This is a genomic window from Microvirga sp. Mcv34 (genome assembly GCF_024519725.1).
Lineage (GTDB): Bacteria > Pseudomonadota > Alphaproteobacteria > Rhizobiales > Beijerinckiaceae > Microvirga.
The window spans coordinates 1-9045 of sequence record NZ_JALJRK010000120.1; the positions used below are offsets into that span (position 1 = coordinate 1).

Below are 9045 nucleotides of genomic sequence, written 5' to 3' on the forward strand. Positions count from 1 at the left end.
GGCTATCCTGGAAAAGGTCGCCCGTGCGAAACAAGCGTTAGAGTCACAACACTAGCACCGGCCAAGGTGGAAAGAGCCATCGACCTTTCCAAGGAAAAGTACTGCTCCGCCTCGATCATGCTCGGGGCCGTGGCCAAGATCACCCATTCCTGGACGGCCATCGACGAGACCGAAGAGACGGAAGCCGTCGCCTCCTGAACCATCAGTCCCTGGGATCCACATTCATGAAGCTGTTCTTCTCCGAAGCGCAACTGGCCCATCGGCCGACGCAATACATGGTGCATGGGCGGATCGTGGATCCCTTCGAAAATCCCGATCGGGCAACGACGCTCCGTGAGGTCCTGGAGGCGCAGGGGCTGACGACGACCGATCCCGGCGATTTCGGCCGCGACCCGATCCTGGCGGTCCATGCAGGCCATTACGTGGAGTTCCTCGAAAGCGCCTATGACCGCTTCATGGAACTTCCCGACCACGGACCGGAGGTCCTGCCGAACGTCCACCCCTATCGCGGGGCAGGGATCGACCTGGAGGAGCGCGGCAAGCCGCGTACCACCGGGATTCTGGGCCAAGCCGGCTGGTATATCGGCGGTATGTCCTGCGCCATGATGGATAGCACGTTTAAGGCCGCCTATGCCTCGGCTCAGACGGCGATTGCCGGCGCCGAGGCGCTGCTCGCCGGCGAACGAGCGTCCTATGCGCTTTGCCGGCCGCCCGGCCATCACGCCTATGCCGATCGCGCCTCCGGTTTCTGCTTCCTCAACAACGCCGCTATCGCGGCCGGGGTGCTGCGGAACCACTTTTCCAAGGTTGCCATCGTGGATTTCGATACCCACCACGGCGACGGCACACAGGCGATCTTCTACACCCGTGGCGACGTTTTCTATGGCTCGGTTCATACCGATCCGACGTCCTACTACCCGCACTATGCCGGCTATGCCGATGAGACCGGCGCAGGGCCGGGTGAGGGAGCCAATCACAACCTGCCGCTTGCGCCGGGTGCTGACGACGAGGCCTTCATCGACGCCAACCAGCGCCTCGCGCTGGCGGTCCAGGCCCACGGAGCCGAGGCGATCGTTCTGTCCGCCGGTTGGGACGCCCACCGCGACGATCCACTGTCGAAGCTCAATGTCACGTCAGACGCCTTCGCACGGATCGGCGATATCTGGGGCAAGATCGACCTGCCGACCTTGATCATCCAGGAGGGCGGCTATTCGCTCGCGGCCGTCTCGGAAGCTGCTCCGGCTTTCATCGCGGCGTTTCGCTCGAACGCCGCCGAGTGAAGGCGGGAGGTCTTCGCAGTCGATAACATATCAGGCAGAACTCGATCACAGATCGTTGTGCTCATCGAGGCCGGTCATTCTTTGACCACGTTCTTGTTCACCTTGGCCCGGTATTTCCTCGGGCCATTGGCCCTCGACCGTCGAAAGGAACACCGTGACTCGGACGCCAGAACGCAGGGGCTCGTCGATCAGCCGCCTCACGATCTCAGGCATTGCCGTTGCAGCCATAACCGGATGGGGAGCCTATGCCTATTCGGCTCTTTCATCCACGCAGCTCGAACAGCAGGTGAGCGGCCAGGCGTCCGCGCTCCGCGAATACCAATCGCAGTTTCTGTCGGAACGCATGAAGGCGGAGAACGGCGCGAGAGAAATCCGCAAACTCCAGGAGCAGCTCGCGTTGGCTAAGGGCGAAATCGAGCAGCTTACGGTAAGGCACACGGAGACCGAGGCAAACCTTGCTACCGCGAAGGAGCAGCTGGCATCGCTCCAGGAGCTGCATGCCCCGCCGGCGCTCGACGGCGCGGTCGCCGTGCGCGGCGTTACACCCCTACCCACGAAGCAGGATGTCATTCTGGCCCAGAAGGCTCTCACGGATCTCGGCTTCGGAAAGCTCGAGGCCGATGGGGTCGTCGGGCCGACGACGCAACAGGCGATCGAAGAATATCAGCGTCTCGTCGGGTTGACCGTGACCGGCCTGCTTCACGCCCAGACGCTGCAATCCCTCATGCGGTCCGCGAAGGTCGTCGCCGCACAGAATGAGCGCACGGAGTAGCTTCTCCGATCAAGGCTCACGCCAACGACATGGCTCCGTCCCGGGGAGTGCCGGGACACGCGCCATCCGGCATGCGCTCACATTTTGTTGAATGGGCGGTAAGCCCTTGCGCCTTTTGCCGGAATCTACGGCATTTTTCGCTTGGAAACCCTTCCAGTCCTGAGGTTAACCCTCAGGTAACCTCGCCTTGGAAGGTTGCGGGCTCCGCAACCGCCAAAGCGAGTTTCCCGTAGATGAAGGTCACAAGCACAGCTGCCGCAATCCTCGTCCTCTCGAGCGCCTATGCCCTTGCACAGACTCCGCGAGTGATCGGAACAAGCGAAAGTTGGAGCGCGTGGAAAGATTACGAGAACAAATCTGCCGCCTGCTATGTCTATTCCGACGCTTCATCCATGAAGCCGGAGCATCTCGATCATGGGCGTGTGACCCTGTTCGTGCGCAGGCTCAATCACGGCAAGGTTCGAACCGAAGCGAGCCTTCAGGCGGGTTATGACTTCGCTCCGACGGCGATCCGCATTGCGGTGGACGGCCATTCCTTCACCATGATCCCACGCGGAAACCACGCCTGGCTGCGGCGCACCGAGCGCGAGATCGAATTCGTGCGCGCGCTCGAGAATGGACGGGTCGCGGTCGTAGAGGCGACGTCCAAGCGCGGGAACAAGACGACCTACACCTTCCCTCTGAAAGGATTCACCGCCGTTATGAAGAAAGCCCGTCAGGGATGTCGGTGACATGATGTGGGAAGTGATCGGGCCGGGGTGGTAAATCTCAGGCTTGGCAGCGCCGCATACTTCGACGGATGATTCCCAGACCGGGCCGACTGATCAGGATTCTCTCGCGCGATGAGAAACTCCGCTCCTCATCGCCGGAGATCGCGTGTTCTATCGTGCAGGAAACGAGACATCGCGGCGAATGCCTCGTCGCCCTCCTTCAGCAGTCCCGGGAAGAAGTAGTAGCCATGAGGCATCCGCTCGCGAACGAAATGCTCGACATGCTCGTTGCCGCTCTCCCGCAACTTGCGGACGAAAGCGTAATTGTCGTCGACGATCGGATCCGCTGTTCCGGACACCACCAGCGTCGGCGGATAGCCGCGAAGGTCCGCAAGCGCCGGACTGACATGCGGGTGAGACCAGTTCTTGTACTGAACCGCGTAGGCCCCGCGGATGTACCCGACGAAGGCTGTGTCGTAGATGATACCAAGGGGCGCGAGGCGCTCGAAGGATTCGTGCTGCTCCACGTGGAAGTCGGTGATCGGGCACAGGAGTACCGCCGCGTCCGGGGAAGCTATGTTCTCGTCACGCGCTTTCAGGGGCAGGGCGGCCGCCAGATTCCCACCGGCCGAGTCGCCCCCGACGGCAATCCAGGACGGGTCGCCCCCGATCTCCTGTCCGTGCAGACGCATCCAGTCCAGGACAGCGCAACAATCCTCCAGACCCGCCGGGAAAGGCCATTCGGGCGCCAGACGGTAGGTGACGCTCACCACGACGATTCTGTTTTCCCAGGCGACCCGGCTCGTGATGTAGGCCGTGTCCTCGGAACCTCCGACCGTGAACCCGCCCCCATGGGCATAGAGCATCATCGGCAGGTCATCCGATCCCGGCGGCCGAAAGACTTGGCAACGAATCGGCCCGCTCGGCGAAGGCACGTAGATGCTCGAGACGCTCACTTCCGGATAGAGCTCACTTGCACTGGGCGGCAGATCCTCCAGGCGAAGGTCATTGCTGATGTAGCCCGTTCGAACCGGACGGATCATGATATCGCGTAGGGTGAGCGGAGACCGCATTCTGGCCAGCAGCCGGTAATAGGCGGCGGCGGGATCGGAGCGGTCGATATGCGAGACACCCGGACCGTCGGGGCGTTGGTCGACACAGGGAATGCTGGGTTTCGTGCTGACGGCATTCTGATCCATCGACTGCCTCCGGGACTGTCCTGACGAGGCAGCTTAATCGGTCGCATCGGCGTAGCCATTCCCTTTCTGGCCTTTGTCCATGGCAAAGAGGGGGAATGCCTCGCCGCGCGGGCCGTCTCAGGGGGGCGTGTTCTGCTGCATAGCCCGGAAGGCGAGGGGCGGGAGACCGGTCTTCTGTTTGAAGAAGCGCGCGAAATAGGCCGGATCGTCGAAGGCGAGTGCAGAGGCGATCTCCTTGGCACTCAGGCTCGTGAAGGTCAGATAGCGCTTCGCCTCCAGGATGATCCTTTGATGAACGACTCCGAGAGCCGTGTCGCCGAGATGCTCGCGGCAAATTCGGTTGAGGTGTGGCGGCGTCAGGCTGAGCCTGCGGGCATAGCTCTCGATGGGGTGATGCTTGCGGAAGTCCTGGTCGACGAGTTCGCGAAAGCGCAAGGCATGCTGAAGCGCGCGACGTCCACGGCTCGGGGCCGCGCCGTCCCGTGTCGAGCCTCGGATCCGATGGAGTGCGATCAGGACGAGCAGCAGCCGGGCCTGAATGGCCTCCGAGCGGCCGGAACCGCGTCCGGTGAACTCAGCCGTCAGCGATGCGATGTCCTCGAGCAGAACGCGCGCGGCATCCGCGTGGTCGTGAAGGCCGACCACCTGAATCGAGCGGAACGTCTCAAGGGTGCCGTCCATGTCCGCGAGGATGTGGGTCAGCCGGCTGTCGAAAAGGGTGATCACCGTTCCCTGGACGTCAGGCGAGAACGTGTAGCCGTGCACCGTCATCGGGGGCAGGGCGACGATGGCGGGGCCGGTCAATGTCCTGGCCTCGCCATCGATCACGAGGTCCGCGGTGCCGCAGGCCAGATGAAGGATCTGGAACAGCCTCTCGTGCCGGTGCGGCATGATCCTGTAATTGTGCAAGCGGCTGCGGCTCTGGATGGTTTCGCAATGGACCCAGTCCGCCGCCGGATCGTCGCGCGTTTCGCCATAGAGAGCGTAGGAAGGGATATCTACGGGAGCCAATTTCGTGCGTTCCGTCCTGAGGCGCAGAATGTTCGAAATGTCCAATCCGATGCTCGCTTTGTCTATTGGCCCTTCGGCGGGTCGGGTTCATCCTGTACCGACGCGAAGAAGGCGGCTCAGACCGTCGTTGCGGAGGAAATGACCATGCGGACCAAGGTCGCCATCATCGGCGCTGGCCCGGCCGGGCTCCTGCTCGGCCGCCTTCTGGAAAACGCCGGGATCGAAACCGTCGTCCTTGAACGGCGCAGCGCGGATTACGTGCTTGGGCGCATCCGCGCCGGCGTGCTCGAACAGGGCACGGTGGAGCTTCTCGACAAGGCTGGCGTCGGCGAGAGACTGCACGCCGACGGTCTCGTTCACGACGGCGTCGAGTTCTGCTTCGACGGCGACAGGCACCGCTTCGACTTTCGCGCGCTCATCGGACGAACGGTCACCGTCTACGGCCAGACCGAGGTCACGCGCGACCTCATGCAGGCGCGCGAATTCTCAGGCGCGACGACGATCTACGAGGCCGAGAACGTTTCGCTTCACGGTTTCGACGGCGACCAGCCAAGGGTGCGCTACGTCAAGGACGGCATCGAGCACGAGCTGTCCTGTGATTTCATCGCGGGGTGCGACGGCTATCACGGCGTGGCCCGCGCCAGCTTACCCGAGGAGGCGATCCGCACCTTTGAGCGGGTCTATCCCTTCGGCTGGCTTGGCATTCTGGTCGACCGGCCGCCCGTTGCCGACGAACTGATCTACGCCCATCACGAGCGTGGATTCGCGCTCTGCTCCATGCGCTCGCACACCCGCAGCCGCTACTACGTTCAGGTTCCGGCCGACGAGAAGGTCGAGGGCTGGTCGGACGATCGCTTCTGGGACGAGTTGCGCCGCAGGCTCGGTGGTGAAACGGCCGAGCGTCTGGTCACCGGACCTTCCATCGAAAAATCCATCGCGCCGTTGAGGAGCTTCGTGGCCGAGCCCCTGCGGTTCGGGCGGCTCTTCCTTGCGGGTGACGCCGCTCACATCGTCCCGCCGACCGGCGCCAAGGGGCTGAACCTCGCGGCGAGCGATGTCGGGGCTCTCGCCGAGGCGCTCGTCGAATTCTACGCCGAGCGCTCCACGGCCGGAATCGACGGCTACTCGGCCCGTGTGCTGTCGCGGATCTGGAAGGCCGAGCGCTTCTCCTGGTGGATGACCTCCATCCTTCACACGTTTCCGGACACGGATTCCTTCAGTCGCCGGATCCAACGGGCCGAGTTCGACTACATCCGGGGATCGAGAGCTGCCGCCCGTTCGATAGCGGAGAACTATACCGGGCTGCCATTCTGAGACGAAGACGATGCGGCCCTGAGTATTCGGCGATATTCTTCTTCCGCAATCGAGTATCGAGATTTGATCATATGCGCGGATTGCGCCGTTAACTTTACCAGAGCATTAACGCGAAATTCGATATGCCGTTACGTTGACTACTAAGAAAATATTTCCGAATTCTAGCTATCAATAGCTGATACTCATGGCGGATTGAGCGCTCGCAAAGGTGAGACCGTCTCAAAGGCATGATGCCGCCCCGCCATACCGGTGAGAGCCCGGTATATTTCGCCAGCTTCATCATCCGTCTTTTATTGGCCGCAAGGCCATTGGTAGCGTCATGGATCGGTCCGCCGTTTCATCCACGGCACCATCGCTGGTGTCCGCCGGCCCCTGGCTGACACGCCCGTTCAGAGGCCTGATCGGCCGCTTCGGAATCGGATTCCTGATTCCGGTTGTCGAAGCGACCCTGCTCATCACCCTCCTGGCCCTCGCGCTGCCGGTTGCCCTGCTTCAGGTCTATGACCGGATTCTCCCGAACAAGGCCGTCGGGACCCTGGGGGTGCTCGCCACGGCCGTAACGATCGCCATCCTGCTGGAGGCCCTGCTGCGTCATGTGCGCGGCCGGGTGCTCGCCCGCGTTGCCGCGACGTCGGAAGCACAGGCGCATCGCCAGGCCATGCAATGCCTGCTGAACGCGCCGCTCTCCGCTCTAGAAGCTCACGGCAACGGCTATTACGCGGAGCGCCTCTCCGCCATCGGCACGTTGCGCGAGGCATGGTCCGGTCCGGCCCTGCAGGCGATGCTCGATCTGCCCTTCGCGCTCCTTTATCTCGTCGGCATCTGGTATCTGGCCGGTCCGCTCGTGCTGGTGCCCCTGACGCTCCTCGCCGGCGTGGGGCTTCTGGCCGTGCTGACGGGGCGCCGCGTGCGCCATGCCGCTCAGAACCTCGCCTTGGCCGAGGAGCGCCGCTTCAATTTCCTCTTCGACACGCTGAACTGCATCCACTCCATGAAGGTACTGGGGGCCGAGCCCCTGCTCGAGCGACGCTACGAGCGCCTCCAGAACGGTTCCGCCCAGCTGCGTCGCAAGCTGTCCCATACCATCTCGACCGGGCAGGAGGGCGGCATGCTGCTGTCCCAGATCGCTACGATCGGCGTCGCCACCCTCGGATGCCTGTTGGTTCTCGAAGGGCAGCTCAGCGTCGGCGGTCTCAGCGCATGCACCATGCTGGTCGGCCGCACGATGCAGCCCCTTCTCGGCGGCGTCGCCCTCTGGTCGCGCCTGCAATCGCTCCGCGAGAGCAAGAGGCGCGTCGCCGAGATCGGCGCGCTGCCCCAGGAGCGCAGCCCGGACAGGCCGCTGCTGCAGATTTCGGCCGGACACATCCTCCTTCAGGATGTCCGGTTCCGCACGCCCCGCTATTCCGACTGGCTGTTCGAAGGGGTCGACCTGGAGGTGCAACCCGGCGAGATCGTCGGCATCACCGGCTCCAACGGATCGGGGCGCTCGGCCCTTCTGCGCCTGATCGCCGGCGACTTGAAGGCCAATGGCGGACAGGTCCTGATCGACGGACAGGATCTCGGCCAAGTTGATATCGGGCCGGCCCGCAGGCTGGTCGCGCTGGTCCCGCCGGATCCCGCGCTGGTGCGGGGCACGCTTCTTCAGAATCTGACGATGCATCAGCCGCAGCGCGAAGCCTTGGCACTTCGCCTGGCGACGGAACTCGGTCTCGACCAGGTCGCCAGCGCTCTTCCGGGCGGCTGGCACACCCAGGTCGGCGTCGCCGCGACGCCGCTGCCGCGTGGCGCCGCCCAACGCATCGGCGTCGTCCGGGCTCTCGTCGAAGAGCCACGCATCCTGCTCCTCGACGACATCACCTCGCAGATCGACGGGGACAGCGACGCCCGTCTCGCCCGGCTCCTGGCGGACCTGCGGGGCAGGGTGACGGTGGTCAACGTCACTCACCGGCCCTCCACCTTGAGCATTGCCGACCGGGTCTATGCGATCCGTGCGGGCCGCTTGGAGCGCGTGGCATGAGACCCGTCAGAGAAGACCGTTCATGCGCGCCGCTGGAGCTGCCGGAGGATCTCCTGGCCCCGTCCGATCTCGCGCGCTGCCTGTCGGCAATGCTCTGGCTGCTGGAGTGGCCCGGCAGCGTGGACGATCTGCTGTCGGCCCTGCCTCACGTCAAGCCGGATATCGACATCACCGATGTGCGGAACACGCTGGCGATCCTCGGCTATCCAACCCGCATGGAGCGGGTGTCGCAGGGTGCCCTGGATCCGAGGCGCCTCCCGGCGATCCTGCTTCCGGCGGACGAGCCCGCGGCTATCGTCTATCGCGACGAGGAGGGGCGCGTCCTACTCCTCGACGGCGAGACCGGCGAGGTGGAGCCCTGCGATCCGAAAGCCCTGCGTGGCACCTTGATGCTCGTGATCGACATGGATGCCGGGGCCCCGCGCAAGAGATGGTTCAGCGGCATCGCCCGACGATTCCGGGGCGACCTGCCCGCGCTGCTCGGCGTCAGCGGGTTGATGGCGGTGCTTGGGCTCGCCGTGCCGGTCTTCACCATGTCCGTCTTCGACACTGTGATCGCGGGATACAGCCCCGAGACCCTGCCGATGCTCGTGGCGGGCGCGTTTGCGGCGATCCTTCTCGAGGTGGCGTTCCGGGCCGTTCGCCAGCGCGCTCTGCTCAGCATCGCCGAACGGCTCGACCGGCTGGTTCCCAGTGCCGTCTTCACCCAGCTCATGTCCTTGCCGACTGCCCTGGTGGA

At 63.9% G+C, this 9045-nt stretch carries 7 protein-coding genes and 2 pseudogenes; 7 read left to right on the forward strand and 2 right to left on the reverse strand.

Features of this window, described 5'->3' with window-relative positions:
- From OC446_RS27645 to OC446_RS27660, 4 genes and pseudogenes are all read left to right on the forward strand, one after another.
- Positions 1-198, forward strand: a pseudogene (locus OC446_RS27645) (hypothetical protein); the annotation flags it as partial.
- A gap of 26 nt (positions 199-224) precedes the next feature.
- The gene (locus tag OC446_RS27650; protein ID WP_262032162.1) at positions 225-1280 is read left to right on the forward strand and encodes a histone deacetylase family protein; all 1056 of its coding nucleotides are present in this window, start codon (positions 225-227) and stop codon (positions 1278-1280) included.
- A gap of 154 nt (positions 1281-1434) precedes the next feature.
- Positions 1435-2052 (forward strand): peptidoglycan-binding domain-containing protein, encoded by a 618-nt coding sequence (locus OC446_RS27655; RefSeq protein ID WP_262032163.1) that lies wholly within the window; start codon positions 1435-1437, stop codon positions 2050-2052.
- Positions 2053-2285: 233 nt separating this feature from the next.
- Positions 2286-2783 (forward strand): invasion associated locus B family protein, encoded by a 498-nt coding sequence (locus OC446_RS27660; protein WP_262032164.1) that lies wholly within the window; start codon positions 2286-2288, stop codon positions 2781-2783.
- A gap of 128 nt (positions 2784-2911) precedes the next feature.
- Here OC446_RS27660 and OC446_RS27665 read toward each other — a convergent pair whose 3' ends face one another.
- On the reverse strand, positions 2912-3961 hold the full coding sequence (locus tag OC446_RS27665) for an alpha/beta hydrolase (protein WP_262032165.1): 1050 nt from the start codon (positions 3959-3961) through the stop codon (positions 2912-2914).
- Positions 3962-4078: 117 nt separating this feature from the next.
- Positions 4079-4972, reverse strand: a complete 894-nt coding sequence (locus OC446_RS27670) for a helix-turn-helix domain-containing protein (RefSeq protein WP_262032166.1) — start codon at positions 4970-4972, stop codon at positions 4079-4081.
- A 144-nt stretch (positions 4973-5116) separates the two neighbouring features.
- Between OC446_RS27670 and pobA the strand changes: the two genes are divergently transcribed.
- The 3 genes and pseudogenes from pobA to OC446_RS27685 form a co-directional block, all read left to right on the forward strand.
- Positions 5117-6286: a 4-hydroxybenzoate 3-monooxygenase gene (gene pobA, locus OC446_RS27675; protein WP_262032167.1), complete on the forward strand. Its 1170-nt coding sequence runs from the start codon at positions 5117-5119 to the stop codon at positions 6284-6286.
- A gap of 319 nt (positions 6287-6605) precedes the next feature.
- Positions 6606-8306 (forward strand): peptidase domain-containing ABC transporter, encoded by a 1701-nt coding sequence (locus tag OC446_RS27680; RefSeq protein WP_262032168.1) that lies wholly within the window; start codon positions 6606-6608, stop codon positions 8304-8306.
- A pseudogene (locus tag OC446_RS27685) lies at positions 8303-9045 on the forward strand (hypothetical protein); the annotation flags it as partial. The gene OC446_RS27680 and the pseudogene OC446_RS27685, both read left to right, overlap by 4 nt.